24 protein-coding genes are annotated in these 26,369 nt (G+C 75.1%); 7 read left to right on the forward strand and 17 right to left on the reverse strand.

The features are described 5' to 3' along the window. Window positions 1–39 precede the first annotated feature (39 nt). Entirely contained in the window at window positions 40–768 is a 729-nt protein-coding gene (locus BJP59_RS19685; protein ID WP_228485267.1) for a GntR family transcriptional regulator, read from the reverse strand. A 102-nt stretch (window positions 769–870) separates the two neighbouring features. Here BJP59_RS19685 and BJP59_RS04200 point away from each other — a divergent pair, with 102 nt between their 5' ends. The 3 genes from BJP59_RS04200 (at window position 871) to BJP59_RS04210 (ending at window position 3,935) form a co-directional block, all read left to right on the forward strand. Next, window positions 871–1,866: a carbohydrate kinase family protein gene (locus tag BJP59_RS04200; protein ID WP_194522274.1), complete on the forward strand. Its 996-nt coding sequence runs from the start codon at window positions 871–873 to the stop codon at window positions 1,864–1,866. Next, window positions 1,863–2,441: a TIGR00725 family protein gene (locus BJP59_RS04205; RefSeq protein WP_194227439.1), complete on the forward strand. Its 579-nt coding sequence runs from the start codon at window positions 1,863–1,865 to the stop codon at window positions 2,439–2,441. Before BJP59_RS04200 ends, BJP59_RS04205 begins: the two co-directional genes overlap by 4 nt. Window positions 2,442–2,540: 99 nt before the next feature. Next, the gene (locus BJP59_RS04210; RefSeq protein ID WP_194522275.1) at window positions 2,541–3,935 is read left to right on the forward strand and encodes an MFS transporter; all 1,395 of its coding nucleotides are present in this window, start codon (window positions 2,541–2,543) and stop codon (window positions 3,933–3,935) included. Between the two features lie 59 nt (window positions 3,936–3,994). On the opposite strand, the gene BJP59_RS04215 is transcribed toward BJP59_RS04210, so the two are convergent. Genes BJP59_RS04215 through BJP59_RS04275 form a run of 13 tightly spaced genes read right to left on the reverse strand, consistent with a single transcriptional unit; the run spans window position 3,995 to window position 16,846 of the window. Next, window positions 3,995–5,200 carry an acetyl-CoA C-acetyltransferase gene (locus tag BJP59_RS04215; protein ID WP_194522276.1) on the reverse strand — a complete coding sequence of 402 codons (1,206 nt, stop codon included), beginning with the start codon at window positions 5,198–5,200 and terminating at the stop codon, window positions 3,995–3,997. Further along, complete coding sequence (locus tag BJP59_RS04220; protein WP_194522277.1) at window positions 5,197–6,354, reverse strand: alpha/beta hydrolase; 1,158 nt, start codon at window positions 6,352–6,354, stop codon at window positions 5,197–5,199. The genes BJP59_RS04215 and BJP59_RS04220 overlap by 4 nt, the downstream gene beginning before the upstream one ends. Then, window positions 6,351–7,055 carry a CoA transferase subunit B gene (locus tag BJP59_RS04225; protein ID WP_269467725.1) on the reverse strand — a complete coding sequence of 235 codons (705 nt, stop codon included), beginning with the start codon at window positions 7,053–7,055 and terminating at the stop codon, window positions 6,351–6,353. The genes BJP59_RS04220 and BJP59_RS04225 overlap by 4 nt, the downstream gene beginning before the upstream one ends. A gap of 3 nt (window positions 7,056–7,058) precedes the next feature. Beyond that, a complete protein-coding gene (locus tag BJP59_RS04230) occupies window positions 7,059–7,943 on the reverse strand; it encodes a CoA transferase subunit A (RefSeq protein WP_194522278.1) in 885 nt (294 codons plus the stop codon). Then, complete coding sequence (locus BJP59_RS04235) at window positions 7,940–9,001, reverse strand: alpha/beta hydrolase (RefSeq protein WP_194522279.1); 1,062 nt, start codon at window positions 8,999–9,001, stop codon at window positions 7,940–7,942. The genes BJP59_RS04230 and BJP59_RS04235 overlap by 4 nt, the downstream gene beginning before the upstream one ends. Further along, entirely contained in the window at window positions 8,998–9,774 is a 777-nt protein-coding gene (locus BJP59_RS04240; RefSeq protein WP_009863549.1) for a 3-hydroxybutyrate dehydrogenase, read from the reverse strand. Before BJP59_RS04240 ends, BJP59_RS04235 begins: the two co-directional genes overlap by 4 nt. Then, window positions 9,771–10,469, reverse strand: a complete 699-nt coding sequence (locus tag BJP59_RS04245; protein ID WP_021483774.1) for a TetR/AcrR family transcriptional regulator — start codon at window positions 10,467–10,469, stop codon at window positions 9,771–9,773. Before BJP59_RS04245 ends, BJP59_RS04240 begins: the two co-directional genes overlap by 4 nt. Further along, complete coding sequence (locus BJP59_RS04250) at window positions 10,466–12,055, reverse strand: class I adenylate-forming enzyme family protein (RefSeq protein WP_061266967.1); 1,590 nt, start codon at window positions 12,053–12,055, stop codon at window positions 10,466–10,468. The genes BJP59_RS04245 and BJP59_RS04250 overlap by 4 nt, the downstream gene beginning before the upstream one ends. After that, window positions 12,052–13,209, reverse strand: a complete 1,158-nt coding sequence (locus BJP59_RS04255) for a branched-chain amino acid ABC transporter permease (protein WP_194522280.1) — start codon at window positions 13,207–13,209, stop codon at window positions 12,052–12,054. Before BJP59_RS04255 ends, BJP59_RS04250 begins: the two co-directional genes overlap by 4 nt. Further along, window positions 13,206–14,081 carry a branched-chain amino acid ABC transporter permease gene (locus BJP59_RS04260; RefSeq protein WP_021482276.1) on the reverse strand — a complete coding sequence of 292 codons (876 nt, stop codon included), beginning with the start codon at window positions 14,079–14,081 and terminating at the stop codon, window positions 13,206–13,208. The genes BJP59_RS04255 and BJP59_RS04260 overlap by 4 nt, the downstream gene beginning before the upstream one ends. Continuing rightward, window positions 14,078–14,857: an ABC transporter ATP-binding protein gene (locus tag BJP59_RS04265; protein WP_194522281.1), complete on the reverse strand. Its 780-nt coding sequence runs from the start codon at window positions 14,855–14,857 to the stop codon at window positions 14,078–14,080. The genes BJP59_RS04260 and BJP59_RS04265 overlap by 4 nt, the downstream gene beginning before the upstream one ends. Then, entirely contained in the window at window positions 14,854–15,630 is a 777-nt protein-coding gene (locus tag BJP59_RS04270; RefSeq protein WP_194522282.1) for an ABC transporter ATP-binding protein, read from the reverse strand. The genes BJP59_RS04265 and BJP59_RS04270 overlap by 4 nt, the downstream gene beginning before the upstream one ends. Before the next feature lies 1 nt (window position 15,631). Beyond that, window positions 15,632–16,846: a substrate-binding domain-containing protein gene (locus BJP59_RS04275; protein ID WP_085388286.1), complete on the reverse strand. Its 1,215-nt coding sequence runs from the start codon at window positions 16,844–16,846 to the stop codon at window positions 15,632–15,634. 282 nt (window positions 16,847–17,128) lie between these two features. On the opposite strand from BJP59_RS04275, the gene BJP59_RS04280 reads away from it, so the two are divergent. Beyond that, on the forward strand, window positions 17,129–18,616 hold the full coding sequence (locus BJP59_RS04280; protein WP_194522283.1) for an extracellular catalytic domain type 1 short-chain-length polyhydroxyalkanoate depolymerase: 1,488 nt from the start codon (window positions 17,129–17,131) through the stop codon (window positions 18,614–18,616). 20 nt (window positions 18,617–18,636) lie between these two features. Here the strand turns inward: BJP59_RS04280 and nhaA are convergent, their stop codons facing one another. The 3 genes from nhaA to BJP59_RS04295 all read right to left on the reverse strand — a co-directional run bounded on the left by nhaA (window position 18,637) and on the right by BJP59_RS04295 (window position 22,120). After that, a complete protein-coding gene (nhaA, locus tag BJP59_RS04285) occupies window positions 18,637–19,953 on the reverse strand; it encodes a Na+/H+ antiporter NhaA (RefSeq protein WP_085388284.1) in 1,317 nt (438 codons plus the stop codon). A gap of 161 nt (window positions 19,954–20,114) precedes the next feature. After that, the gene (locus BJP59_RS04290) at window positions 20,115–20,669 is read right to left on the reverse strand and encodes a DUF1697 domain-containing protein (RefSeq protein WP_194522284.1); all 555 of its coding nucleotides are present in this window, start codon (window positions 20,667–20,669) and stop codon (window positions 20,115–20,117) included. Further along, a complete protein-coding gene (locus BJP59_RS04295; protein ID WP_194522285.1) occupies window positions 20,666–22,120 on the reverse strand; it encodes an amidase in 1,455 nt (484 codons plus the stop codon). Before BJP59_RS04295 ends, BJP59_RS04290 begins: the two co-directional genes overlap by 4 nt. Before the next feature lie 226 nt (window positions 22,121–22,346). On the opposite strand from BJP59_RS04295, the gene BJP59_RS04300 reads away from it, so the two are divergent. From BJP59_RS04300 to BJP59_RS04310, 3 genes are all read left to right on the forward strand, one after another. Then, the gene (locus BJP59_RS04300) at window positions 22,347–22,967 is read left to right on the forward strand and encodes a PadR family transcriptional regulator (protein WP_228485268.1); all 621 of its coding nucleotides are present in this window, start codon (window positions 22,347–22,349) and stop codon (window positions 22,965–22,967) included. Next, entirely contained in the window at window positions 22,964–24,604 is a 1,641-nt protein-coding gene (locus BJP59_RS04305; protein ID WP_194522286.1) for a DHA2 family efflux MFS transporter permease subunit, read from the forward strand. Before BJP59_RS04300 ends, BJP59_RS04305 begins: the two co-directional genes overlap by 4 nt. Before the next feature lie 342 nt (window positions 24,605–24,946). Beyond that, window positions 24,947–26,323: a PhoH family protein gene (locus BJP59_RS04310; RefSeq protein ID WP_194522287.1), complete on the forward strand. Its 1,377-nt coding sequence runs from the start codon at window positions 24,947–24,949 to the stop codon at window positions 26,321–26,323. Window positions 26,324–26,369: the final 46 nt, after the last annotated feature.

A 26,369-nucleotide genomic window follows, 5' to 3' on the forward strand; every position in this document is an offset into this window, starting at 1 on the left:
CGTAGGCGCGCGCGGGCCTGGCGGCCGGGCGACGGGCCGTCAGGGGACGTCGTCCACCGCGTCGCCGTGCGCGTCGGTGAGGAGGTTGAGGGACACCGCGTGGAGGTCGACCACGTGCTTGGCCAGGTAGACGGGGCCGGACGGGGCGCGGGTGGTGAAGGTGACGGCCAGGGGTGTCGCGAGCGTCGACGCGCGCGGTCTCGACCGTGCGGTGGGGAGGTAGGGGGCGAGGCGGAGCGACGCCGGCGTGGCCTTGGTGCGGTAGTGGGTGCTCAGGCGTGAGTACATGGTCCCCTCGCCGTCGCCCCGGGGCTCGTGGGACGCCTCGATCACCTCGAGAGAGCTCGCGACGACCGTGCTCCCGGCGCGTACGACGCACTCCCACGTGGCGATGTCCCGGCCCCGCTCGATCTCCAGGAGGCGGGCGCTCCATCCGGTGGCGGGCGAGACGCGGCGGACCACGCGCTCGACGGTGACCTCCTCGGCGCTCTGCACCATCTGCTCCAACGGGCGGACCGCGCCGAGGGGCAGGGGCACGCGGTGGGCGACCTGGCGGCGTCGGCCTGCGCCGCGCTCGATGACGCCGTCCTCCTCGAGCAGGGCGAGGGCCTGGCGCACCGTGGTGCGGCTGACGGCGAGGCGGCGGGCGAGCTCCTGCTCGGGCGGGAGCACGACGAGGTCCTCGTCGGGGCCGGTCAGCGCGTCGTGGAGGCGGTCGTAGACCTGGACGGCGAGCGGACGGCGGTCTCGCACGGGCGGGATGTCCATGCCCGCATCTTGCCAGAGAGGAGGAGTTGCCAGACCGGCAATCCCTCTCGTATGTTGTCCGACAATAGACAACCGCGTCGCATTGTTCATTGGAGAGCCGAGATGCCGTCCACCCCCGTCCACACCGTCGGCGGCTTCACGCTCGACGCGATCATCCACGCCGACGGGCGGTGGTCCACGGGTCGCCTCGGCGGCAACGCGCTGTGGGCCTCGATGGGGGTCGCGCTCGCCGTCGACGGCCGTCCTGTCGCGCACGCGCTCGTGGGGGAGGACTACCCCGAGGGGGCGCTCGCGGAGATCGCGTCGCGCGGCGTCGACGTCGACGACGTGACGCGCCGCCCGGGGCAGCCCAACGCCCGGGTCACCTTCGCCTACCGTGCCGACGGCTCACGGACGCAGCCGGCCCCGCCCGAGGCCGTGGCACAGCTGCCCGCCGAGGTGCGGCCGGAGTTCGCCGACTCCACCCGCGACCCGCGCCGCACCCTCGACTCCCTCGTGGACGGTGCGGCGCTGGCCGACGTGGCGCGCTCGCTCGGCGGCTCCTGGCACCTCGGCCTGCTGCCGGGGTCGCGCTTCGCCGAGCTCACCACGGCGCTGCGCGGCGCCGGGGCCGACTACGTGCAGGCCGACTGCCCGGCGCGGGCCGAGCTCGCCCGCGAGGGGGAGGCGCTGCTCGAGCGCCACCTCGCCGCGCTCGACGTCTTCCTGCCGAGCAGCTCGGACACCGACGTGTTCGCCCCGGGGGTCGACCACCGGACCCTCGTGCGCCGCTTCCACGACTACGGCGCACCCGTCGTCGTGCTGAAGCGTGGCGAGCTGGGCGCGATCGTGTCCGACGCCACGACGGGCGACGCCTGGGGCGTCCCGGCGATCCCGGCGCCCGAGGACGTCGACGCGACCGGGGCCGGGGACGTGTTCTGCGGGTACTTCGCGCACGCCTACCGCAACGGGGCGACGCTCCTCGACGCCGCGATCGAGGCGTCCGCCGCGGCGCGAGCCGCCCTCCACGTCTCGAGCCCTCTCGATCTGGTTCGACCGCGCGACGAAGCCTGGCAGACGGCCGTCGCGACCATCCGCGAAGGAGTGACCGCACTGTGAGAAGAACGACCATCGGCGTCATCGGCAACGCGTCCCGCCCCGGGGTGGAGCTGCCCGCAGCCCTGCTCGAGACGGCGACGGAGGTCGGTCGCCATGTCGCCGAGGCGGGTGCCGTGCTCATCACCGGCGGGACCGGCGGTGTCATGGAGGCCGCCTCGAAGGGCGCCCACGAGGCGGGCGGGCTGTCGATCGGGTTCCTCCCGCAGGCGGACCTGTCGCACGCGAACCCCTACCTGGACGTCGCCCTGCCCACGGGCATGGGAACCCTGCGCAACGTGCTCACCGCCCGGTGCTGCGACGCGCTCGTCATGGTGGGCGGCGGGGTCGGCACCCTCAACGAGCTGACGATCGCGTACGACGTCGGCACGCCCGTCGTGGCGATCCGCGGCACCGGCGGCTGGTCCGACCGGATCGTCGGTGCGCTGGTCGACGGGCGCTGGCTGGACGAGCGTCGCGTCGCCGAGCTGGAGCTCGCCGACGACCCTCGCTCGGCCGTCGCCCGTGCCCTCGAGGCCACGACCCGACCCCGCCGCACCGGCGGCCTGACGGCGCACGCCGGGCACGCCGGGGCCTGACCCGCGCACCCCCCGACCCGCCACCCGCTCGACGTCCTGTCCTCAATGAAGAGAGAGTCCGTACCGATGTCACTACTCACCCGGGCGCCCCGCCGCCCGATGAGCGCCAACGGCGCCACGCTGCTCGCCGGCCTCACGCTGGGCGTCATCGCCTTCCAGCTGAACGCCACCATGCTGAACCCGGCCGTGCGGCAGATGGAGATCGAGCTCGGTGTGACGACCGCGGCGATCGCCTTCTCGTCCGCGCTGTTCTTCCTGTCGAAGGCGATCTTCCAGGTCTTCGTGCCGCGCCTGTCGGACATGGTCGGCCGGCGGACGATCATGCTGGTGCTGCTCGCGATCCTCGCGCTGGGGACGGCGATCGCGATGTTCGGCCCGACGGTGGAGTGGCTGTACGTCGGCCGCTTCATCCAGGGCAGCTGCGGTCCCGTCTTCACCATCGCGCTCCTCACCCTGCGGGAGGCGACCGCGGACGAGAAGGACTACGGCACGCGGATGGGCGTGATCATCGCCATCAACGGGGGCATCGCGGGCGTCGACGTGATCCTCGGCGGGTGGATGGCCGAGCAGTTCGGCTTCCGCTCGATCCTGGCCCTGTGCCTCGTCATGACGGTCGTCGCGTTCTTCGCCACCGTGGCCTGGGTGCCGGAGTTCGCCCCGGGCCGGGGCGAGCGGATGGACTGGTGGGGCGTCCTGTTCATCTCCGTCGTCGTCGTGGGCCTGAGCTGGGCCGTCGGCGGTGACCCCTTCGGCAACCGGTTCCCGAGCGCCTGGTCGTTCGTGTACGTCGGTGCGGCGGTGGTCGGCCTCCTGGCTTTCGTGGTCCGTCAGCGGCACGCCCGCCACCCCCTCGTCCCGGCCGACGAGCTCGGGAACCGCGCCATCTGGGCGATGCCCCTGACCACGATCCTCACGCTCGCCGGGATCATGGCGGTCGCCAACCTCGTCGGGCCCTCGTACGCGCAGAACCCCGACGCCGGGTGGGGCATGACCGCGACCCTCGCCTCGGTGCTGTTCATGGCGCCCTACGCCCTCGTCGGCTGGGTGGTGGGGCCGTTCGCGGGTCGCCTCGCGCCGCGGTTCGGGTACGTGCGCCTGCTGCAGGGGGGCCTGCTCACGTCCGTGCTGGTGATCGCGGCGATGGCCTCCTTCGGCCTGCGCTCCCCGGTGCTGTTCGGCGTGCTGCTGTTCGTGCTCGGCATCAGCTACGGCGGCGTGACGAACGTGATGCTCAACGGGCTCGGGGTCGTGCTGTCCCCGCGGAGCGCGCCCGGTCTGCTGCCGGGCCTCAACGGCGCCTCGTTCGCGATCGGGGCGGGGCTCGCGTTCACGATCGTGGGCCAGGCGATCACCCACGGATCACCGGCGGGTGCGGAGTCGGCGGGCGGCTACGTCCAGGGGCTGTGGATCTGCGCCGGGATCGCGACGCTCGCGCTGCTCGTCACGCCGCTCCTCCCGCGGCCGCAGCTGGGCGCGCCCGTCGCGGAGGGCTAGGCGCGGGCGTCGCACGGGAGGGCGCGGTCGGCTCGTCGCCGGCCGCGCCCTCCCGCGCGTCAGGCCTCGAGCAGCAGCGCCTCGCCCTGGCCCCCGCCGCCGCACAGCCCGACGGCGACGCGCCCACCCCCGCGGCGCGCGAGCTCGTGCGCCGCGTGCACGGCGAGGCGGGCGCCGGACGCGCCGATCGGGTGCCCGAGCGAGATGCCGCCGCCGTGCACGTTGACGACGTCGGGTGAGACGCCGAGCACGCGCGTGGAGACCGCGACGACGGTCGCGAAGGCCTCGTTGATCTCGACGAGGTCGAGGTCGTCGACCGTCCACCCGGCCCGGTCGAGGGCCTGCCGGATCGCGCGGGCAGGCTGGGAGTGCAGCGACGTGTCGGGGCCGGCGACCTGGCCCCACGCCCGCACGGTCGCCAGCACCGGCGCACCCGCGGACTCGGCCCGGGCGCGGGTCGTGAGGACGAGCGCGGCGGCGCCGTCGGAGATCTGCGACGCGTTGCCCGCGGTGATGGTGCCCTCGGGGTCGAACGCGGGCCGCAGGCGCGCGAGGCCCTCGACGGTGGTGTCGGGGCGCACGCCCTCGTCGTCGCGCACCTCGACCGGCTCGCCCCGGCGCTGCGGGACGCTCACGGGGGCGATCTCGGCGTCGAACAGGCCGTCCTTCGCCGCGGCCGCGGCGCGCTGGTGCGAGGCCGCCGCGACGGCGTCCTGCTCCTCGCGGGGGACGAACACGTCGCCCACGTTGGTGCGCTCGGTCGAGACGCCCATGGAGGCGTGGTCGAACGCGTCGGTGAGCCCGTCGCGCGCGACGGCGTCGACGAGCGTCGCGTCCCCGAACGCGAACCCGGCGCGCGACCCGGGGAGCAGGTGCGGCGCGTTGGTCATGGACTCCTGGCCGCCGACGAGCACGACCTCCGCCTCGCCGGAGCGGATCATCCGCGTGCCGTCGATGACGGCGGTGAGCCCCGAGAGGCACACCTTGTTCACCGTCACGGCGGGCACGTCCCAGCCCACGCCCGCGGCGGCGGCCGTCTGGCGCGCGGGGTTCTGGCCCGCCCCGGCCTGGAGCACCTGGCCGAGCACGACGGCGTCGACGGCGTCCGCGCCGAGGCCCGAGCGCTCGATCGCGGCGCGCGCGGCGACGGCGCCGAGCTCGACCGCGGTGAGCGCGGCGAGGGAGCCCTTGAGGCGGCCCTGCGGCGTGCGGGCGGCGGCGACGACCACGACGTCGTCGGGGGAGTGCGGGGTGGTGGTGCTCACGGCTGGACCTCCAGGGGTGCGGACGGCGGTGTCTGCGCGGGCGCCGGGGGTATGGCGCCCGGTCGTGCGGCGGCGGCGTCGACGTCGGCAACGGCAGTGTCGACCAGCCCGAGCAGGAGCCCGAGGAACACGTCCGGCTCCTCGAGGTGGGGGCTGTGCCCGACGCCGGGCCGCACCTCCTCACGGTACCGCCCGCCCGCGGCCGCGTAGGCGTCGAGGACGGCCCGGGTCTGGGCGACCATCGGCTGCGGCGGGTGCGTCTCGACCCCGGGCCAGCCAGGGACGGCGCCGAGCGCGCCGAGCTGCGCGAGGTCGAACAGCGACGTGTCCGAGACGATCGCGTCGGCGTCGCCGCGCACCCACAGCACGGGCGCGGTGGCGCCGGACGTCGCGAAGCCGGACAGGTCGCAGTACTTCGCGCTGATCGCGTTGTTCATGCCGCGCGTCCCGGGCGCCACGCCGGGCCACGTGCCCGACGCCGTCCGGTCGCCCGGGTAGCTGTCGTCGCCCGTGCGCGTGGAGAGCACGGAGTCGAGCAGGAGCTCCTCGAGCGCGCCGAGCGGCTCGCCGAGCGCGGCCGGGTCGGCGACGTAGAACCGGCGCAGCACGTCGCGGGGCGACCCGGCGTCCTCGCTGCGGTCGCCGGCGGCGAGCGCCGCGACGAACGCCGGGTTCGCCGTCCCGCCGCCCGAGCCCGCGAAGTCGGGGGAGAGCGGCGTCCCGTCGACGTCGCGCGTGCCGCCGAACCCGTACGGCGACATGGGCGCCTCGAGCAGGATGCCGTCGAACAGGTCGGGCCGGTCGGTCGCGAGCTGCAGCACGACGCCTGCCCCGGCGGAGTGCGCGACGGCGACGAGCGGGCGCGCGAGGTCGAGCGCGTCGAGGACGGCCGCGACGTCCTCGGCGAAGTCCCGCACGCCCCGGGTCGCGTCGACGGGCCGGGGCTCGGCGTCGCCGTACCCGCGCAGGTCGACGGCGACGCCGCGCACGTCGGCGGGGAGCGCGCGCAGCAGCGGGTCGAAGAACGCCGACGACGAGCAGTTGCCGTGCACGAGCAGGACCGTCGCGCGGGCCGCACCCTCGGCGGCGACCTCGCGCACGTGCTCCCGACCGCGCGGGGTCGGGACGTCGCGGCGCAGCACGTCGCGCGTCACGACGGCGTCCCCGCGGCCTGCGTGGACGGTCCCGGGCCGGCGTCGGCGGCGTCGAGCGGGGCGTCGTCGAGCGCGACGGCGAGGTCGGGCTCGGTCGCGGCCCGCACGTCGTCGACGCTCACGCCGGGCGCGGTCTCGCGCAGCACGAGCCCGTCGGGCGTCACGTCGATCACCGCGAGGTCGGTGATGACCCGGTGCACGACCCCGCGCCCCGTGAGGGGCAGCGAGCACGAGCGCAGGATCTTGGGCGACCCGTCGCGCGCCACGTGCTCCATGAGCACGATCACGCGGCCCGCCCCGTGCACGAGGTCCATCGCGCCGCCGGGGCCCTTGACCATCTTGCCGGGGATCATCCAGTTGGCGAGGTCGCCCGTCTCGGAGACCTGCATGCCGCCGAGGATCGCGGCGTCGATCTTGCCGCCGCGGATCATGCCGAAGCTCAGCGCGGAGTCGAAGAACGCGGCGCCCGGCAGGACGGTGACGGTCTCCTTGCCGGCGTTGATGAGGTCGGGGTCGACGGCGTCCTCGGTCGGGTACGGCCCGACGCCGAGGATCCCGTTCTCCGACTGGAGCACGAGGTGCTTGTCCGCGGGCACGTAGTTGGGCACGAGCGTCGGCAGGCCGATGCCGAGGTTGACGTACCAGCCGTCCTGGAGCTCGCGCGCGGCGCGCGCGGCCATCTCGTCGCGGGTGAGCGGCACGGCTCAGCCCTCCTTCACGGTCGTCGCGGTGCCCGACGGCGCGGGCGCGGGCTGGTCGGTCGCGGCGGCCGAGCGCACGGTGCGGCGCTCGATCCGCTTGGGCACGTCCGGGCCCACCTCGACGACGCGGTGCACGAACACGCCGGGCAGGTGCACGGCGTCGGGGTCGAGCTCGCCGGGCTCGACGAGCTCCTCGACCTGCGCGACGCACACGCGGCCCGCCATCGCGGCGAGCGGGGAGAAGTTGCGGGCCGACCGGTGGAACACGAGGTTGCCGTGCCGGTCGCCGCGCAGCGCGTGCACGAGCGCGAAGTCCGTGGTGATCGCGTCCTCGAGCACGAACTCGGCCTCGTCGGCGAACGCGCCGTCGCGACCGCGCGGCCCGACGCCGAACGTGCGCACCTCCTTGGGCGCGCTCGCCTGCGCGACGCCGCCCGCGCCGTCGTACCGCTGGGGGAGGCCGCCCTCGGCGACCTGCGTGCCGACGCCGGTGCGCGTCCAGAACCCGGCGATGCCCGCGCCGCCGGCGCGCAGCTTCTCGGCGAGCGTGCCCTGCGGGGTGAGCTCGAGCTCGAGCTCGCCCGAGAGGAACTGCCGCTCGAACTCCTTGTTCTCCCCGACGTACGAGCTCGTCATCTTCCGGATGCGGCCCGCGCCGAGCAGGACGCCCAGGCCCCAGTCGTCGACGCCGCAGTTGTTGCTCACGACCCACAGGTCGCGCGTGCCCTGGGCGAGCAGCGCCTCGATGAGCGCGATCGGGTTGCCGCACAGGCCGAACCCGCCGACGGCGAGCGACGCGCCGTCGGGCACGTCCGCGACGGCCTCGGCCGCGGACGCGACCACCTTGTCCAGCCCGGTCCCTCGTGGGGACGCGATCGTGGGGCTCATGCCGTGACCTCCTCGTCACTCGCCGGTCCGGGTCCGTCGCTCGTGACGGCGGCCAGGGCCCGCAGGGTCTCGCCCGCGACGGCCTCGACGCCGGGCGGGCTCATGATGATCGTGTAGTGATTGATACCCGCTACGTCGCGGGTGCGCAGCCCCGGCAGCCGCGCGCGCCACGCGGCGAGGTGCTCGGGGGAGTAGAGGGCCTCGGGCTCGTCGAGCAGGCCGCGCGGCGCGCGCAGCAGCACGAGGGGCACGTCGAGCGGGTGGTCGCCCGCGAGCGCGTCCGCGAGCGGCCCGCCCTCGTAGAGCTCGAGCGAGTCGGCGGAGACCGCCGCGCCCGACGACGCCGGGCGCAGCGCGGGCGCCTCGCCGACGAGGTCGTAGTCGACGTACCCCGCGACGACGTCGGCCCACGGCTCGTCCCACGCGCTCGCGAAGGCGGGGTGCGCGCGCCAGAAGCCGCGGTACTCCTCGTGGTCGGCGAACGTGCGCTCGAGGCGCTCGACGGCCGGGCCGAGCAGGGCGCGCAGGACCTCGTCGTGCGTCGCGTCGGGCGCGAGCCCGGTCGGCGGCGGGAGCGGGATGCCGCCGTCGACGAGCACGAGCCGGGAGACGCGGCCGGGGTGGCGGTGCGCGAGCACGACGGACACGAACGCGCCCATGGAGTGGCCGAGCGCGACGACGCGGTCGATCCCCAGCGCGTCGAGGACCGTCGCGAGGTCGTCCGCGTGCGCGCCCATGCCGTACGGGCCGGGCAGGGCGTTGCTGCGCCCGCGCCCGCGCAGGTCGGGCGCGACGACGCGCACGCCCGGCAGCGCCGCGACGACGGCCGGCCACGCGCGGTGCGACGCCGTGATGCCGTGCACGGCGAGGACGGTCGGGACGGCGTCGGGCGCGGGGCGCGCGCCGCCGTCGGGCCGGGCGCCGGGCGCGGGTGCGTGCGGGCCGACCGGGTCCCACACGCCGACGCGCAGCCGCCCGCCCGCGACGGGGACGTCGAGCGTCGCGTAGGTGTGGGTCGCGGCGGTGACGTCGTCCGGCGCGGTCGTCGCCGCGGTCACCGGGCGCTCCAGCCGCCGTCGATCGTCCACGACGCGCCCGAGACCATCGACGCGTCCGGGCCGGTGAGCCAGCCGACGAGCGACGCGACCTCCTCCGGCTCCACGAGCCGCTTCACCGCGGACTCCGCGAGGAGCACGGTCGCGAGCACCTCGGACTCGGGGACGCCGTGCACGCGCGCCTGGTCCGCGATCTGCTTCTCGACGAGCGGCGTGCGGACGTAGCCGGGGTTGACGCACACGCTCGTCACGCCGTGCGGGCCGCCCTCGAGGGCCGTCACCTTGGACAGGCCCTCCAGCCCGTGCTTCGCGGACACGTACGCCGACTTGAACGGCGACGCCACGAGGCCGTGCACGGACGACACGTTGACGACGCGCCCGAACCCGCGCGCGTACATCCCCGGGAGCGCGGCCCGGACCAGCAGGAACGGCGCCTCGAGCATGATCGCGTGCAGCAGGCGGAAGTCGTCCGGGCGGAAGTCCTCGATGGGGCTCACGCGCTGGACGCCCGCGTTGTTGACGAGGACGTCGACGTCGAGCGAGAGGTCGTCGAGCGCGCGCGTGTCGGCGAGGTCGACGACCCACGCCTCGCCGCCGAGCTCGTCCGCGAGGCGCTGCGCGCCGTCGGGGTCGACGTCGGCGACGGTCACGTGCGCGCCACGCGCGGCGAGCTCGCGCGCGCACGCGGCGCCGATGCCGCTCGCGCCGCCCGTGACGAGCGCGCGCCGTCCGGCGAGGGTCGGGGCGGTGCCGGGGACGGTGGCGGGGACGGTCATCGCGCGTCTCCTTCGGTCTCGGTCGAGGTGGCGGGCCCGGTCCCGGTCGGCGGGGCGGTCCGCGGCGCGGCGAGCGCGCGCTCGATGAACTGCATGGTCTGCTCGAACACGTGCGGAGGGACCTCGGCGGCCGCTGTGTCGTACGACGGCGGCTCTGCGCCCTCGTCCCAGCGCCCGCCCCACAGGACCCAGCGCATCCCGACGATCTCGCCGATGCCCATGAGCGCCCACGCGGCGACCTCCGGGTCGACGTCGTGGCCGACCTCGCCGTTCGCGCGCGCCTTGTCGAGCCCGGTCATGTAGCCCTCTACGATGCGCGCGTAGTGGCGGCGCAGCGCCCCGGGCGAGACGAACTCGGCCTGCCGCACGATCCGGTAGAGCGCCGGGTGCTCGGCGGTGAAGCGGAAGAACGCCTCGAAGCCCGCGCGCTCGGCGGCCAGGCGCGTCGTCGCCTGCGAGCTCGCCTCGATCATCGCGTGCCGCACGCGGCGGTTGAGGTCGTCGACGAGCTCGTCGAACACGTCGATCTTCGACTCGAAGTACAGGTAGAACGTGCCCTGCCCGACGCCCGCGGACTCGGTGATCTTCACGATCGACGCGTCGTGGTACCCGACCTCGGCGAACACCTGCTCGGCCGCGGCGAGGATCTTCGCCCGGGTGCGGTTGCCGCGGGCGGTGCGGGGCTGGGTGCTCATGAGTCCTCCGGGACGGTCACGCGCTCGGCGAGCGAGCGGCGCGACACCTTGTGCAGCGACGTGCGGGGCAGGGACGGGACGAGGTCGAAGCGGCGCGGGACCTTGAAGTGCGCGAGCTCGCGGCGGCAGAACGCCTCCAGCTCCTCGGCGTCGGTGGGGTGGCCGGCGCGCGGGACGACGAACGCGGCCCCGACCTCGCCCCACCGGTCGTCGGGGACGCCCACCACCGCCACGTCCGCCACCGCGGGGTGGCGGCGGAGCACGGCCTCCACCTCGGACGGCGTGACGTTCTCGCCGCCGACGATGAAGACGTCCTTGAGGCGGTCGACCACGCGGTAGCACCCGTCGGCGTCGCGCTCGACGAGGTCGCCGGTGCGCAGCCAGCCGTCGCGCAGGACCGCGGCCGTGGCGGCCTCGTCGCGGAAGTAGCCCGCGAACACCCCCGGTCCGCGGACCAGCAGCTCGCCCGCCGCGGGCCCGTCGAGGTGGCGGCCCGTCACCGGGTCGGCGACGGCGACCTCGACGTGCGGGTACGGCGTGCCGGCCGAGCCGCTGCGCTCGCGGGCCTGGTCGTCGGGCAGGCACAGCACGTTGGGGCCCGCCTCCGTGAGCCCGTAGCCCTGCGAGAGGGCGACGCCGCGGCGGTGCCACGTGCGCAGCAGCGGCTCCGGCATGGGCGCGCCGCCCACGACGGCGTGCCGCAGCGACGACAGGTCGGCGTCCGCGAAGCCGGGGTGCTCCGCGAGGAGCAGGTAGTTCGTCGGGACGCCCATCATCGTCGTGACGCGGCGCTCGGCGACGAGCTGGAGCACGCGCTCGGGCTCGAACGTGCGCTCCAGGACGACCGTCGCGCCGGTCCACCACGCGAGCAGCGGCTGGATGTTCCACCCGCCCGCGTGGAACTGCGGCAGCACGCTCAGCACGACGTCGTGGCTCGTCAGCTCGACCGTGCGCGAGAGCGAGAGGTTCGTCCAGAAGCAGTTCGCGTGCGTGAGCAGCGCGCCCTTGGGCGTGCCCTGCGTGCCGGACGTGAACACGAGGAGGAGCGGGTCGTCGTCGCGCACGGGCCGGCGCTCCGGCGCGGGACCCCGCCGTGACGGCGGCGGGACGTGCGCCTCGACGCCGCTGCGCCCGAGCTCCGCCCGCCGGGGCGGGCGGCCGGGCCGCTCCCCGTCGAGCCGGCGCAGCGGGTCGAGCCGGTCGAACGCCGAGTCCGCGAGGCCGGAGAACTCCTGCTCCACGAGCACCAGCGCGGGGTCGGCCTGCTCGACCTGGGCGGCGAGCTCGCCGGGCGACAGCCGCCACGACAGCGGCGCGAGGACCAGCCCGGCCTGCGCGCACGCGAAGAACAGCACGACCTGGTCGGCGCTGTTGCCCGTGACGGTCGCGACGCGGTCCCCGACGCCGTAGCCCGCCTCCCGGAACGCCGCCGCCAGGGCGCTCGCGCGCTCGTGCAGGTCGCGGTAGCGCAGGGTCACGCCGCGGTCGTCGACGGCGACGCGGTCGGGCGTCGCGAGCGCGCGGTCGCGCGTCCAGCGCCCGAGGGTGTGCAGGCCGTCCTGGGCGTCCTGGTGCTGCGTCGTCATGCCACCTCCTCCAGGCGCTCGCGGGCCTCCTCCCGATCCTCCCGCGGGCGGCGGCGCGCGGCGAGGCGCGACGCGGCGCCCGCGATGCCGCCGGGCAGGAACATCACGACGAGGATGAAGAGGGTCCCGAGCAGGAACAGCGGCTCGCTGAGCGGCACGCGCAGCACGGCCGGGAGGTCCGCGACGGCCGCGGAGCTCGCAAGCGTGCCGAGCCGCTGGTCGAGGATCGTGTAGAGCACGCCGCCGACGATCGCGCCCCACCGGGACCCGACGCCCCCGAGCACGACCATGACGAGCAGCGTGAGCGTGAAGTCGGCGGACGTCGCGCGCGGCACGGCGCCGGACTGGAGCAGCAGGTACGCCATGCCGACGACGGTCGCGAGCGTCGCCGCGAGGACGAACACGAGGAGCTTGACGAGGTAGGGGCGCCCGCCGATGACGCGCACGCGCATCTCGTTCTCGCGCGTCGCCGCCGCGACGTGCCCCGCGCGCGACCGCTCGACCCACAGCACCACGAGGTAGACCAGGACCAGCACGGCGAGGGCGAGCCAGTAGAGGTTGCGCGTGTTGAGCACGCCCACGAACGCGTCGGGGACGTTCCGGGTCGCGAGCGCGAGGCCCTCCTCGCCGCCGGTCGTGCCCCCGGGGTTGCGGCGCACGAGCACGTTGCCCGCCTGGGCGAACGCGAGGGTGACCATGGCGAACGAGATGCCCGTGACCCGCAGCGAGACGGCCCCGACGACGTGCGCGAGGACGATCCCGCTGACGAGCACGAGCGCCGCGGCCGGCAGGAGCGGGATCTCGGTCGTGTCGAGCACGATCGCGAGCCCGTACAGCCCTGCCGCGAAGTACAGCGCGTGGCCGAAGCTCAGCAGGCCCGCGACCCCGAACAGCAGGTGGTAGCTCAGCGCGAGGGCGCCGACGAGCCAGCACATCGCCATCATCTGGAGCGCGCCGGGCGTGTACGTCGGGCCGGGCAGGACGCCCGGCACGTGGAGCGCGAGCAGCGGGAGGCACGCGAGCACCGCGACGAGCGCGACGCCCGCGAGCGTGCGGACCAGCGTGCCCGACGGCGCCCGGCGGGCGGGTCGGTCGGAGCGCGGTGCGTCGTCGGCGGGGGCGGCCGGGGCCGGGGGAGCGGTCTGGGTGGTCATGCGGCTGCCCTCCCGAGGAGGCCGGTGGGACGGACGAGGAGCACGAGCGCGAGGAGGAGCACGACGAGGAGGTCGCCGTAGCCGAGGTAGTAGTTCGCGAACTGCTGCAGGACCGCGACGAGCACGGACGCGACCGCCGCACCGGTCAGGGAGCCGAGCCCCCCGATGACGGTGACGATGAACGCGAAGATGAGCAGCGACCCGCCGAGGTGCGGGGAGACGTACCCGAAGTACTGCGAGGCGAGGACCCCGCCGAGCCCCGCGGCGGCGCCGCCGACCGCGAAGACGAGCGTGAACGCCTTGCGCACGTCGATGCCGAGCGCCGTGACCATGGACCGGTTCTCGACGCCCGCGCGGATGATGAGCCCGTAGCGGGTGCGCTGGAGGAACAGCACGATCGCGCCGAGCACGAGCGCCGCGGCGCCGATCGCGACGAACCGGTCGTTGGGCACCGGCGCGCCCGCCAGGTCGGTCGTGCCCTTGAGCCATGCCGGGCCGGAGATGAACTCGGGGTCCGACCCCCACATGCCCTCGAACAGCGCGACGGACGCGAGCGAGAGCCCGACGGTGACGAGCACCTGCTCGATGTGCCGCTCGTAGAGCGGGCGGATGAGCAGGAGCTCGGTGAGCGCCGCGGCCCCCGCCCCGACGACGGCCCCGGCGAGCAGCGAGAGCCCGAAGACGCCCCACGAGTCGGCGCCGAGGGAGCGTGCGACGAACCAGCCGCCGAACGCGCCGAGCGTGAGGAACGAACCGTGCGCGAAGTTGAGGACGCCCATGAGCCCGTAGATGAGCGACAGGCCCGACGCGACGAGGAAGTACAGCGCCCCGAGGCCGAGCCCCGTGACGAGGAGGAGGACGATCGTGCTCACCGGGCCACCGCCCCTTCGGTTCCGTGGTGGTCGACCTCGGCGTGCACGCCGAGGAGCTGCTGGACGCGGTCGGGGTCGTCGAGGAGCTCGCGCGCGGGGCCGGTGTGCACGACGCGGCCCGCGTCGATCACGACGACGCGCTCGGCGAGCCGCTCGATGACCTCGAGGTTCTGCTCGACGAGCAGGATCGGGACCGTGCGGGCCGCCTCCGCGAGCGCGTCCGACACCTCGCCGACGATCCGGGGCGCGAGGCCCTTGGTGGGCTCGTCGACGAGGAGCAGGCGGTTGGCGTTGAGCAGGGCGCGCGCGAGCGACACCATCTGCTGCTGACCGCCCGAGAGGGTGCCCGCGCGCTGGGCGGCGCGCTGCACGAGGTCCGGGAAGAGCTCCGCGACGAGCTCGCGCCGCGGGTGGGCGTCGCGCTCGGCGAGCCGCAGGTTCTCCGCGACCGTGAGCCCGGCGAACACCTCCCGGTCCTCGGGCACGTACCCGACGCCGCGCCGCACGATCCGGTCCGTGCGCTCGCCGTCGACGCGCTCGCCCGCGAGCAGCACCTCGCCCCGGCGCTCGATCAGGCCGAGCACGGCCCTGAGGGTCGACGTCTTGCCGACGCCGTTGCGGCCCAGCACCGCCGTGACCCCGGTGGCCGGGACGGAGAAGGTCACGTCCTCGACGACCTGCTGGCCCGCGATGCGCGCGGACAGCCCGCGCACCTCGAGGACGGGCACGTCGCTCCCGACCGCGGGCTGGGCGGTGCTCCTGCTGCTGCCGCTCATGCTGCCTCTCCTGCCGTGACACCGAGGTAGGCGCTCTGCACCGTCGGGTCCGCCATGACGGCGTCGGGGGTGTCGCACGCGAGCAGCTCGCCGTGGTGCATGACGGCGACGCGGTCCACGAGCCCCAGCACGACGTCCATGTGGTGCTCGACCATGAGCACCGTGCAACCGGTCCCGTGCAGGTCGCGGATGACCTCGACGAGGCCGGGCACGTCGGCCGACGACACGCCCGCCATGGGCTCGTCGAGCAGCACGACGCGCGGCTCGGTCGCGAGGAGCACCGCGATCTCGAGCTTGCGCTTGTCGCCGTGCGACAGGTCGCCCGCGGCGACCTCGGCGCGGCGCACGAGCCCGACGGTCTCCAGGTGCCGGTCCGCTTCCCGCGTCGCGGCGTCGCCGCGACGCGGGAAGCGCAGCACCGACAGGGCGCCGCCGAGGCGCCCCTGCGCGGCCAGCCGCACGTTCTCCCGGACGCTCAGGCGCGGGAACAGGCTCGACGTCTGGAACGTGCGGCCCAGGCCCGCGCGGGCGCGCGCGGCCACCGAGGTGGTCGTCACGTCCGCGCCCTCGAGGAGCACCGCCCCGCTCGTCGGGCGGTGGATCCCCGAGACCAGGTTGAAGAGCGTCGTCTTGCCCGCGCCGTTCGGCCCGATCACGCCGAGCATCTCGCCCTGCCCGACGGCGAGGCTCACGCCCCGCAGGATCCGCGCGCCGCCGATCTGGAGCCCGAGGTCGCGGACCTCGAGCGCGGGGAGGGTGTGCGGCTCGCCCACGTCAGCCCGCCTCGGCCGGCGCGACGTCGTCGCCCGGCACCTCGGCGACGAGCTCGGGAGCCCAGCCGTCGCCCTCGGCCACGAGCTTCACCTGGTACATCGGCTGGACGAGCGCGTGGTCGGACGCGCGGACCGTCGTCGTGCCCTTGGGGCCGTCGAAGCTCCAGCCCTCGAGCGCGTCGACCATGGCGTCGACGTCGTCGCCGCCCTCGGCGATCGCGTGGACGATCATCTGCGCGGCGACGAAGCCGTCGGGCGTGAAGAGGTCGGCCTGCTTCCCGGCCTCCTCGACGGACGCGAGCATCGCGGCCTCGACCTCGGTGCCCGCGGCGCCGGGGAAGTAGTGGTTGAGGAAGTCGACCTTGCTCGCCGCGGCGCCGTACGCGCCGTAGGTCGCGACGTCGCCGAGCCCGGTGACGACCGTGGTCGCGTCGAGGACGCCCTGCTGGTCCAGGCCCTGCCACATCGCGCCCGACGTCGCCCCGGCCCACGCGACGAACACGAGGTCGGGCGCGGCGTCGACGATCTGGTGCGCGAACGGCGTGAACTCCGTCGCGTCCTCCGGGACGAGCACGCTCGTCACCTCGGCGCCCTGCGCGCCGAGGACCGCCTCGACCGCGGCGAGGTTGCCCTGGCCGAACGCGTTGTCCTGGGCGAACACGACGACCTTCGCACCGTCCGGGTCGACGAACGTGCCGGCGGTCGCCACGTCCTGGAGCGACTGGCGCCCCGAGCGGAACGTGTAGTCGTTGATGCCCGTGAGCGCGTCGACCGCGGCGGGCCCGGAGATGTAGAGCACCTTGTTCTGCTCGGCCTGCTCGGCGAGCTTGAGCGCCACGCCGGACACGACCGTGCCGCCGAGGATCTGGTAGCCCTTGCCGATGAGGTCCTTCGCCTGCCCGACCGCCTTGTCGGGGTCGCCGCCGTCGTCGTGGAACGTCACGTTGACGGGGCGGCCGTCGACCTCGCCCGTGCCGTCGGTCGCGTAGTCGAGACCGGCCTGGAAGCCCTCGTAGTAGGCCTCGCCGTAGGCCGCGAGCGGCCCGGTCTTGGAGTAGATGATGCCGACGTCGACCGGGTCGGCGCTCGTGCTGGTCTCGCCTCCGGTGCTGCCGCCGCCGCTCGCGTCGGTCGGCGCGCAGGCGGCGAGCGCGAGGCTCGCGGCCGCGAGCGCGGCGACGGCGAGCGCCGGCCGCTGGGACTTCTTCGTCCGCATGACTTCGCCCTTCGTTGGGTGGTCCTGAGGGGGAGCGCCGCTCAAACATGAGAGGCGATTCAGGTTGCGGGAATCATGGATCCCCGGGCGGCGCGGTGTCAACCCGCGGCGAGCGGGACCGTCGCGCGCCCGGTGCTGTGAGCCAGCCGGTGGGGGCATCCCGATATTGACAGGTGATTCAGGTCACACGTAGCGTCCGGCTCGCCCGGGTCCGGCGCGCGACGGTGCGCGCCACGGTGCGCGAAGCGCCGACGGCGACCCGACCTCGACGTGGAGGTTCAGATGGTCAGGCACTCCCTCAGCCAGCGCGCCCGCGCCCGCCGGAGCGCCGTCGCGCTCGCCCTCGGCGCGGCGCTCGCGGTCGTGCTCGCCCCGCTCGTCACCGCACCGGCCACGGCCGCCGGGTCGTGGTCCCAGCGCACCGCCGGCGGGATGACGGTCGAGCTCTACCGGCCGTCGACGGCGCCCGCGCTCCCCGGCGGTCGGGCGCTCATGGTCTCCCTGCACGGGTGCGTCCAGACGTCGCAGGTGCTCAAGACCGGCGGCAACTGGACCGCGACCGCCGACGAGCACGGCATGGTCGTCGCGGTCCCCGCCGCGCCGAACGGCGGTGTCCTGCTCGGCTGCTGGGACTACTACGACACCAACCACAGCCGCACGAACCCCGCGCGGCACGACGACAACCTGCTCGACCTCGTCTCGACCCTGCTGGCAGACGCCTCGCTCGGCATCGACCCGGACCAGGTCTACGTGAGCGGCCTGTCGTCCGGCGGCGGCCAGGCGATGGTCATGGGCTGCCTCGCGCCCGACGTGTTCGCGGGCGTGGGGATCGCGGCGGGGCCGACGGTCGGGACGACGTCGGGCCAGATCGGGAGCGTCGCGACGACGCTCGCGCAGGCGCGCACGACGTGCCGGACCTTCGCGGGGACGCACGCGGCGGAATTCGGCTCGCAGGTGACGTCCGTCGTCTTCGGCAGCGCCGACACGACGGTCGCGACCGGGTACGGGACGCTCAACGCCCAGGTCATGGCCGACCTCTACGGGGCCGGGACCACGTCGTCGTTCTCGCTCGCCGGGCTCGCGGGCACGAACCGCGCGGGCACCGGATCGCGGTGGTCCGACGCCGCCGGCCCGCGCGTCTCGCTGGTCCAGAACACCGGTCTCGCGCACGCGTGGCCCGCGGGCGGCGGCCCCGGAGGGTCCTACGTGTCGACGAACAGCATCGACTACCCGGCCTACCTCACCGACTTCCTGTTCGCGAACAACCGGCGCGTCGACCGCGACCCGGGCCCGGACCCGGACGTCACGGCGCCGACGGTCGCGATCACCGCGCCTTCCGCGGGCGCCGCCGTCTCGGGGACGGTCCGCGTGGAGGTCGCGGCGTCCGACGACCGCGCGGTCGACCGTGTCGAGCTGAGCGTCGACGGCGCGATGCTCGCGACCCTGCGCACCGCGCCGTACGGGTTCGACTGGGACACGACGGCGCTCGCGGCCGGCTCCCACGTGCTCACGGCCCGCGCGGTCGACGCGGCGGGGAACGCGTCGACCGCGCAGGTCGCGGTGACGGTGCAGGCGCCGACCGGGCCGTGGTGCGGCACCGCGACGAACGCGCAGCACCGGGCCGCGGGGCGCGCGATCTCCTACGGCGTGAACCCCTACAACCCGTACTACGCGGTCGGCTCGCTCGCGTACCTCGGCCAGGGCGACGCGACGGTCACGACGCTGCGCGAGGCCGCGCCCGGCCGGTTCGAGGTCGCCGCCGCCTGCTGAGCAGGGCGGGCCCGCTCGGGCTAGTGCTCCAGGCGGTCCTTCGGGTCACCGATGAAGTCGGTGACGTCGTCCGGGAGGTCGTCGCGGTTCATGTCGTTCGAGCGGGCCCGGCGGGCGTCCCAGCGCAGCGCGAGCGCGGCCAGCACCGCCGCGATCGTGGACGCCGCGAGGATCGCGATCTTCGCGCCGTCGGTGTGCTCGGCGTCGGGGAACGACAGCTCCGCGATGAGGAGAGAGACGGTGAAGCCGATGCCCGCGAGGAACCCGACCGGCAGGAGGTCGCGCACCCCGATGCCGGCCGCGAGCCGCAGCGGCGTGAAGCGCGTGACGAGCGCGGTGACCCCGAGCACGCCCACGAGCTTGCCGACGACGAGGCCGAGGACGATGGCGAGCACGACGGGCTGCGTCAGCACCTCCCCGACGGGCGTCTCGCCGCCCACGATCGAGACGCCGGCCGCGAAGAACGCGAACACCGGCAGCGCGACACCCTGCGAGAGCGGGCGCACCGTGTGCTCGAAGCGCTGCGTGCGCGACTCGCGCTCCCCGTGCACGGCCAGCGCGGGGACGGTGAAGCCGAGCAGGACGCCGGCGATCGTGGCGTGGACGCCCGACTCGTGCATGAAGGCCCAGGCGACCACCGCGACGGGCAGCAGGAGCCACCAGCGGGTGCGGCGAGCGCGCACGAGGACGGCGTAGAGCGCGACGGCGAGCAGCGCGAGGCCGAGGTAGCCCCACCGCAGCTCCGCCGTGTAGAAGATCGCGATGACGACGATCGCGAGCAGGTCGTCGACGACCGCGAGCGTGAGCAGGAACGTGCGGATCGCGACGGGGAGCCCGCGGCCGAAGACGGCGAGCACGCCGAGCGCGAACGCGATGTCCGTCGCCGTGGGGATCGCCCACCCGTGCAGCGCGCCCGGGTCGCCCGTGGTCAGCAGGACGGCGACGAAGATCAGGGCCGGCACCGTCATGCCGCCCATCGCCGCGAGCACCGGGACGCCCGCCTGCCTCGGGTTGCGCAGGCTGCCCGCGACGAACTCCTGCTTGAGCTCGACGCCGACCACGAAGAAGAAGATCGCGAGCAGGCCGTCGGCCGCCCACGTCGACAGCGTCAGGTCGAGGTGCAGCGGGGAGGACGGGCCGACGACGGTGCTCGACAGCGTGAGGTAGGACTCGCGCCAGGGCGAGTTGGCCCAGACCAGCGCGAGCAGCGCCGCACCGATGAGCAGGGCGCCGCCCGTCGTCTCGCGCCCGACCCAGCGACGCAGGCGTGCACCGGGGGAGGGGCGGTCGGTCGGCGGGGTGGCCGAGGGGCCGGAGGGCAGGGCGGCGTGGGTCATCGTGCTCCCGGGGTCGCTGTCGTGTCGCACGGCCGCGTCGCGGACCGTGGCCGACCAGACTTCCCGGCACACCGCCCACGATCCTACGGGGCGGCGCACCCCTCGCGGTCGACGTGTCCGGCTCGCGGTCCAGTCTCCTGGCGCTCGTCCCGCCGCGCGCGTCAGGGCGGGGTGTCCTCGGCGAGCGCGAGGAGGCGCGTCGTCGTTCTCCAGTTCCGGCCCGTCACCGGGGTCCCGGCCGCCTTCGCGAGGACGGCCGCCGTCAGCCTCGACCGACCGACGCCGTCGGGGTAGGCGACGTAGAGGACGCCGTTCGCGACGACGGCGCGCTCGGTCGTCAGGCGCGGCCCGAGCGTGGCGGCGGCGTCCGGGTCGACGGGCTCCTCGCCCACGTGGACCAGCAGCCCGGCCGGGCGCTCGGCGGCGTCGTCGGGCAGCGGGTTCCCGCGCACGATCTTCCGGAGGCGCTCGGTCGTGAGGACGGCCACGGCGGCGTCGACGCCGAACCGTTCGGCGACGCCGTCGTGCACGAGGCGCGCGACGTCCGCGGGCGACGACGCGCCGGACGACCCCGGCCCGACGACGAGGTTCCCGCTGTTCACGACCGTGCGGGCGTGCGCGAGGCCGAGCTCGCCCGCGAGGTCCCGCAGCGCGGTCGACGGGACCTTCCGCCCGCCCACGTTCACGGCGAAGAGCAGGCAGGCGTACGCCGTCACGACGACGTCCCCGGGCGACGGTGGGACCACGGCGCGGCCTCCTCGAGCCGCGCCGCGAGGGCCAGCAGCAGGGCGTCGTCGCCGTGGTCCGCGCCGAGCATGACCCCGACGGGGACGGTCGCCGCCGACCCGTCGGGGTCGGTGACGCGCGCCTCGCCGAGCGGGAGGGAGACGGCGGGCCGCCCCGTGAGGTTCCAGACGCTCGTCCAGGGCGTGAACGCCGTCTGCGCCGCGAAGTCGGCGGCCGGGTCGTCGTCGACGCGCTGGCTGCCGACGAGCGCGGGCGGCTGCGCGAGCGTGGGGGAGAGCACGACGTCGACGCCCGACCACGCGGCGGCGACCTCGCGCGTGAGCTGCTGCACGCCCGCGAGCGCCGTCGCGTACGCGAGCCCGCTCACCGCGCGCCCGCGCTCGCGCAGCCACCGCGTGAGCGGCACGAGCAGGTGCTCGCGCTCCGGCGGGACGGGTGCCTGGAGCGCCCCGACGGACCACAGCGCCGCGAACGCGTCCCAGCGCTCGGCCCCGAACGGGGGCGGGATCTCGACGACGTCGTGCCCGAGCCGGACGAGGAGCTCCGCCGCTGCGCGGGCGGCGTCGGCGCACGCCGGGTGCACGGGGGCGTCGGCGGCGATCACGGGCTCCAGCAGCAGCCCGACGCGGAGCCGTCGCCCGTCCGGCGGGGCGCCGAGCCGCGCGGTGAAGGTGTCGCCGGGCCAGGGGCGCGCGAGCACGTCGAGGAACGCGGCGGTGTCGCGGACCGACCGGGTGAGGACGCCGTGCGTCGCGAGCCCCGCGCCGTCGACCCCGTACGGGCCCGGGCTCACGAGCCCGCGCGACGGCTTGAGCCCGACGAGCCCGCACGCGCTCGCGGGGATGCGCAGCGAGCCGCCGCCGTCGCTCCCGTGCGCGACGGGGACGACGCGCGCCGCGACCCCGGCGGCCGCACCCCCGCTCGACCCGCCCGCGGACCGCGCGAGGTCCCACGGGGTGCGGGCGGTCGGGCCGACGTCGGGCTCCGTGTAGCAGGGGAGGCCGAGCTCCGGGGTCGAGGTCTTGCCGACCATCACCGTGCCGGCGCGCCGCAGGAGCGTCACGACGCCGTCGTCGTACGGGGCGGGGAACGGGTCGATCGCGGCCGAGCCCGCGCGCATCGGCACGCCCTCGACCATCGTGAGGTCCTTGACTGGGCAGGGGACGCCGAGGAACGGCGGGAGGCCGTCGTGGGGACCGGCGCGGCCGTCGCGCCGCGCCGCTGCGAGCGCGTCCTGCGCGGCGAGGGCCTGCGTGCGCGCCAGGTCCGGGGTCAGCACGGTGAAGGCGCCGACGGCGGCACCGACCCCGGCGGCGGCGTCGAGCGTCGCGTCGAGGACCTCGACGGGGGAGACGTCGCCGGCGCGCAGGGCACCGGCGAGCGCGGTGGCGTCGAGATCGAGGAGCTCGGGGGCGCTCATGGCTCGTGAACCTACGCGCGCCGTCGCACCCGCGCGACCGCGCGCGCGATCTCCGCGCGCGCGATCTCCGCGCGCGCGATCTCCGCGCGCGTGACCTCCGCCCGCATGGAGCCCGGCGGTCGACACCGGTCGAGCGGGAGGCGTATATTCCAAGCGGAATATTCCAGCCGGGCGCGAGCTCCCCACCCGCCGGCCTGCTACCCCCCACCCCGTCCCGGAGACCACCGTGACCTCCCCGCGCCTCAGCCCCACGGCGACCCTCGTGCTCGCCGTGCTGCTCGAGCAGCCCATGCACCCGTACGAGATGCTCGTGCGCCTGCGCAAGCGGCGCGACGACCGCCTCGTGCGGCTCAACCCCGGCGCCGTCTACCACGCGGTGGACCGCCTCGAGCGGGACGGCCTCGTCGAGCGCGCGGGCGTCGACCGGGACGGCAACCGCCCCGAGCGCACGCTCTACGCCATCACCCCGGCCGGCGTGGCCGCGCACGACGCCCGCACGCGCGACCTCGTCCGCGAGACGCCGCGCGAGTACCCCGCCTTCCCTGTCGGGCTCGCGCTCGTGCACGACCTCCCGCGCGAGGACGCCCTCGCGCTGCTCCGCGAGCGTCGCGCGGCGCTCGCGGCCGCGATCGACGGGGTGCGCGAGCGCCTCGACGACGTGGTCGCGCGCGGCCTGCCCCGCCGCTACCTGCTCGACGCCCACTTCGAGCTCCACCAGACCCGGGCCGAGATCGCCTGGCTCGACGCGACCGTCGCGGACGTCACGTCCGGCGTGCTGAGCTGGACCGAGGAGCCCGGGCCCGCGTTCCGCCACTCCCGCACGACCTCACCTCAGGAGTCCTCGTGACCACTCCCGCCCCGGGCACCGGCCCGGCCCCGGCACCCGCCGAGGCCGGCTCGCGCGTCGTGCCCCTCGTCGACCTCCACGGCCGCAGCGCCTGGAGCATCCTGCCGCCGCTCATCCTCGGCTTCTTCATGATCATGGTGGACACCACGATCGTGAACATCGCGGTCCCCACGCTCCAGCGCGAGCTCGACGCGTCGCTGGTCGCGGTCGGCTGGGTCAACAGCGCCTACCTGCTCTCGTACGCGGTGCTGCTCCTGCTCGCGGGTCGCCTGGGCGACAGGTACGGGCCCAAGCCGGTGTTCGTCGTCGGCCTGGCGGTGTTCACGCTCGCGTCCGCGTGGTGCGGGCTGTCGGGCTCGATCGGGATGCTCATCGCCGCCCGCGTGGTCCAGGGCGTCGGCGCGGCGCTCATGACGCCGCAGACGATGGCCATGATCACGCGCGTGTTCCCGCCGCGGCAGCGCGGCGCCGCGATGGGGCTGTGGGGTGCGACGGCGGGCGTCGCGACGATCGCCGGCCCGCTGCTCGGCGGGCTGTTCGTCGAGTCGTGGGGCTGGGAGTGGATCTTCTTCGTCAACGTCCCGGTCGGGGTCGTGGCGCTCTGGCTCGCCCTGGTGCGGCTCCCGCGGCTCGCGACGAACAAGCGCTCGTTCGACGTGGTCGGCGTCGTGCTGTCCGTCGTCGGGCTCTTCGCGGTCGTCTTCGGGCTCCAGGAGGGCCAGACGTACGACTGGGGCACGATCACCGGGCCGGTCACGGTGTGGGGCGTGATCGGCGTCGGCCTGCTCGTGCTGGCCGCGTTCGTGCTGTGGCAGCGCCGGCTCGGCGACGACGCGCTGCTGCCGCTGCGGCTCTTCCGCTCGCGCAACTTCTCGCTCGCGAACGTCGCGGGCATGTCCGTGTCCTTCGCGATGATCGGCATCTTCTTCCCGCTGACGATCTTCCTCCAGTCGATCCTCGGCCTGTCGCCGCTGCACGCCGCGCTGGTCAACCTGCCGGGCTCGCTCGTGTCGGGGATCGTCGCGCCGCTCGCCGGCCGCCTGTCCGATCGCGTGCCCGCGAAGTGGGTCGTCGCGACGGGGTTCGGCGTCCTCGCGGGCGCGATCGGCTGGCTCGCGGCGGTCGTCGGGCCGGGCGTGTCGGTGGTGACGATCGTGCTCCCCATGACGCTGTTCGGCATCGGCACCGGGTGCGTCTTCTCGCCGCTCGCGAACCTCGCGACGTCGGGCCTCGACCACCGCACCGCCGGGGCGGGCGCGGGCGCCTTCAACACGACGCGCCAGGTGGGCGGCGTGATCGGGTCGGCGGCGATCGTCGCGACGCTCACCGCGCGCCTCGCGGTGACCCTCCCGGCGGCCGCGCGGGACGCGGCGGCCTCGCTCCCCGAGCAGTTCCGCCAGCAGTTCGTCGACGGGTTCGCGAACGCGGGGTCGCTCCAGGGGGGCCAGGGCGGGTCGTTCGACCTCCCGCCGGGGGTGCCCGACGACGTCGCGCGCCAGGTCACGGACGCCGCGACCACCGCGTTCCACCAGGGCTTCGCGACCGCCGTCGGGCAGACGCTCGCGGTCACGGCCGTGGTGCTCGTGCTCGGGTTCGTCGCCGCGATCGCGATGGCGCCGAAGCACGTCGAGCACTGACCTGTCCGGGATCGACCCGACCGTCACGACGCCGGCCCCCGGAGGGCCGGTCTCGGACGCTCGGGTCGATCTCGCGCGGCCCGCGGGTGCGGCCTCCGCGTGAACGGGGGGTTAAACCTCGCGCGGAGGCGTGTCGGGGGTGGTGACCCGAATCACACGGGCGTAGTTTCGAGGAGACGGACGGCACCTTCGCCGTCCTCCGGGAGGCCAGCCGATGGGGTTCACGCTCCGCTCAGGAGGGCCGGCACCGGCGCTGCTGAGCCGTGGCACCCACGGCCCGACGGCCGGTCGCCCGCCTCGCCCAGAGAGAGAACGGCGCGCGTGCGCCGGAGGGGAGCCCTCGTGGTCCATTCCTCACCCACCCCCGGTACCTCACCCACACCGCAGGACGGCGCACCGGACGGCGCGCGCCGGACGTTCGTCGTCGACACGTCGGTCCTGCTGAGCGACCCGCGCGCCATCGGGCGGTTCGCCGAGCACGACGTGGTCCTCCCGGTCGTCGTCATCACCGAGCTGGAGGCCAAGCGCCACCACGCCGAGCTCGGGTACTTCGCGCGCAGCGCGCTGCGCATGCTCGACGACTTGCGGGTCAAGCACGGCCGGCTCGACGCCCCGATCCCCGTCGGCGACGTCGGCGGGACGTTGCGCGTGGAGCTCAACCACACCGACCCGGGCGTGCTGCCGGCCGGGTTCCGGCTGGGGGACGACGACACCCGGATCCTCTCCGTCGCGGCGAACCTCGCGGCCGAGGGCCACGACGTCACGGTCGTGTCGAAGGACCTGCCGATGCGGGTCAAGGCGTCGGCCGTGGGCCTGCGGGCCGAGGAGTACCGGCACGAGCTCGCCGTCGACTCGGGCTGGACCGGCATGGGCGAGATCTCGTTCACCGACGCGGAGGCGGCGGCGCTCTGGGAGCACGAGTCGGTCGAGCTCACGAGCCTGGACCCGGCGGTCGTCGAGGCGGCCGGCCCGCTCCACTGCCACACGGGTCTCGTCGTGCACTCGCCGCGCGGGTCCGCCCTCGGGCGCGTCACCGCGGACAAGCACGTGCAGCTCGTGCGCGGCGACCGCGAGGTGTTCGGGCTGCACGGGCGGTCCGCGGAGCAGCGCGTCGCGATCGACCTGCTGCTCGACGAGAGCGTGGGGATCGTCTCGCTCGGCGGGCGGGCCGGGACCGGCAAGTCGGCCCTCGCGCTGTGCGCCGGCCTGGAGGCCGTCATGGAGCGCCGGCAGCACCGCAAGGTCATGGTGTTCCGGCCGCTCTACGCCGTCGGGGGCCAGGAGCTCGGCTACCTGCCCGGCTCCGAGGCCGAGAAGATGAACCCGTGGGCGCAGGCCGTCTACGACACCCTCGGGGCGCTCGTCTCGCCGCAGGTGCTCGACGAGGTCATCGACCGCGAGATGCTCGAGGTGCTTCCGCTCACGCACATCCGCGGGCGCTCGCTGCACGACGCGTTCGTCATCGTCGACGAGGCGCAGTCGCTCGAGCGCAACGTCCTGCTCACGGTGCTGTCCCGCATCGGGCAGTCGTCGCGCGTCGTCCTCACGCACGACGTCGCGCAGCGCGACAACCTGCGCGTGGGCCGGCACGACGGCGTCGCCGCGGTCATCGAGGCGCTCAAGGGCCACCCGCTGTTCGCGCACGTCACGCTCACGCGCTCCGAGCGCTCGCCCGTGGCGGCGCTCGTCACGGAGATGCTCGAGTCGATCGAGGTCTGACCTGCCGCCGAGGTAGAGGCCTGGTCATGACCAGGCCTCTACCTCG

Source organism: Cellulosimicrobium sp. JZ28 (assembly GCF_015327065.1).
Classification (GTDB): domain Bacteria; phylum Actinomycetota; class Actinomycetes; order Actinomycetales; family Cellulomonadaceae; genus Cellulosimicrobium; species Cellulosimicrobium funkei.

What these genes read in the sequence shown, in the direction of transcription:
- BJP59_RS19685 (WP_228485267.1), bottom strand. Translation starts at nt 768, where the DNA reads ATGGACATCCCGCCCGTGCGAGACCGCCGTCCGCTCGCCGTCCAGGTC.
- BJP59_RS04200 (WP_194522274.1), top strand. Translation starts at nt 871, where the DNA reads ATGCCGTCCACCCCCGTCCACACCGTCGGCGGCTTCACGCTCGACGCG.
- BJP59_RS04210 (WP_194522275.1), top strand. Translation starts at nt 2,541, where the DNA reads ATGAGCGCCAACGGCGCCACGCTGCTCGCCGGCCTCACGCTGGGCGTC.
- BJP59_RS04230 (WP_194522278.1), bottom strand. Translation starts at nt 7,943, where the DNA reads ATGAGCCCCACGATCGCGTCCCCACGAGGGACCGGGCTGGACAAGGTG.
- BJP59_RS04240 (WP_009863549.1), bottom strand. Translation starts at nt 9,774, where the DNA reads ATGACCGTCCCCGCCACCGTCCCCGGCACCGCCCCGACCCTCGCCGGA.
- BJP59_RS04245 (WP_021483774.1), bottom strand. Translation starts at nt 10,469, where the DNA reads ATGAGCACCCAGCCCCGCACCGCCCGCGGCAACCGCACCCGGGCGAAG.
- BJP59_RS04250 (WP_061266967.1), bottom strand. Translation starts at nt 12,055, where the DNA reads ATGACGACGCAGCACCAGGACGCCCAGGACGGCCTGCACACCCTCGGG.
- BJP59_RS04255 (WP_194522280.1), bottom strand. Translation starts at nt 13,209, where the DNA reads ATGACCACCCAGACCGCTCCCCCGGCCCCGGCCGCCCCCGCCGACGAC.
- BJP59_RS04265 (WP_194522281.1), bottom strand. Translation starts at nt 14,857, where the DNA reads ATGAGCGGCAGCAGCAGGAGCACCGCCCAGCCCGCGGTCGGGAGCGAC.
- BJP59_RS04275 (WP_085388286.1), bottom strand. Translation starts at nt 16,846, where the DNA reads ATGCGGACGAAGAAGTCCCAGCGGCCGGCGCTCGCCGTCGCCGCGCTC.
- BJP59_RS04280 (WP_194522283.1), top strand. Translation starts at nt 17,129, where the DNA reads ATGGTCAGGCACTCCCTCAGCCAGCGCGCCCGCGCCCGCCGGAGCGCC.
- nhaA (WP_085388284.1), bottom strand. Translation starts at nt 19,953, where the DNA reads ATGACCCACGCCGCCCTGCCCTCCGGCCCCTCGGCCACCCCGCCGACC.
- BJP59_RS04295 (WP_194522285.1), bottom strand. Translation starts at nt 22,120, where the DNA reads ATGAGCGCCCCCGAGCTCCTCGATCTCGACGCCACCGCGCTCGCCGGT.